This is a genomic window from Streptomyces niphimycinicus, from assembly GCF_018883605.1.
Classification (GTDB): domain Bacteria; phylum Actinomycetota; class Actinomycetes; order Streptomycetales; family Streptomycetaceae; genus Streptomyces; species Streptomyces niphimycinicus.
The window spans coordinates 1-921 of the sequence record NZ_JAHLEM010001001.1 but is presented as its reverse complement, the minus strand read 5'-3'; the positions used below and the strand labels follow the sequence as shown (position 1 = coordinate 921).

The following is a 921-nucleotide window of genomic DNA, read 5'->3' as shown; positions in this document are numbered from 1 at the left end:
CGCCACCTCGACCGCGAACAACGCGGGCTGGGTGAACACCGTCCGATCCAACAGCCCGGCATCCGCGCTCCCTTCCGCCGCGAACATCACCTCAGTGAGCGGACGGTCCAGCAGCACATCCAGATGCGCACACACCTCGTCCAGCGCACGGGCGAACACCGGGAACGCCTCATACAACTCCCGGCCCATACCCAGACGCTGCGCACCCTGACCCGAGAACAAGAACGCGAGAGTGTCCTCGGTCCGGGTCGTGCCCTGAACCACCTGAGCCGCGTTCTCACCGGTGGCCAGGGCCTCCAGGCCACGCAGGAGCTCGTCCCGGTCCGCGGCGACCAGGGCCGCGCGGTGATCGAAAGCCGAACGGGTCGTGGCGAGGGAGAAGCCGACGTCCGCCGGTGTCAGCTCCGAGTGGGCACTGAGGTGGGCGTGGAGTTGGCCCGCCTGGGCGGCGAGCGCGTCAGCGCTCTTGGCGGACACCAGCCATGGCAGGACAGCGGGCCGCTTTGCCCCGTCCGTCTTGGGAGCGGTCGACTCTGGCTGTCCATCACGGTCGGCTTCCGGGGCCTGCTCGATGATGGTGTGCGCGTTGGTGCCACTCACTCCGAACGAGGAGATGCCGGCCCGGCGCGGCCGGTCGGTCTCCGGCCACGCGGTGGCCTCCGTCAGCAGCCGCACCTCACCCGCCGACCAGTCCACCTGCCGCGACGGCTCATCCACATGCAGCACCTTCGGCAGCACCCCGTGCCGCATCGCCATCACCATCTTGATCACACCGGCCACACCCGCCGCCGCCTGCGTATGACCGATGTTCGACTTGATGGCCCCCAACCACAGCGGGCTTCCCTCCGGCCGGCCCTGGCCGTAGGTGGCCAGCAGCGCCTGCGCCTCGATCGGGTCACCCAGCGTCGTACCCGTACCGTG

At 69.7% G+C, this 921-nt stretch carries 1 protein-coding gene; it reads right to left on the bottom strand.

The genetic code is table 11. The features are described from left to right. Positions 1-921 (bottom strand): CurL C-terminal domain-containing protein (locus KN815_RS46715; protein WP_216347854.1); only part of this gene is annotated, 921 nt, incomplete at both ends.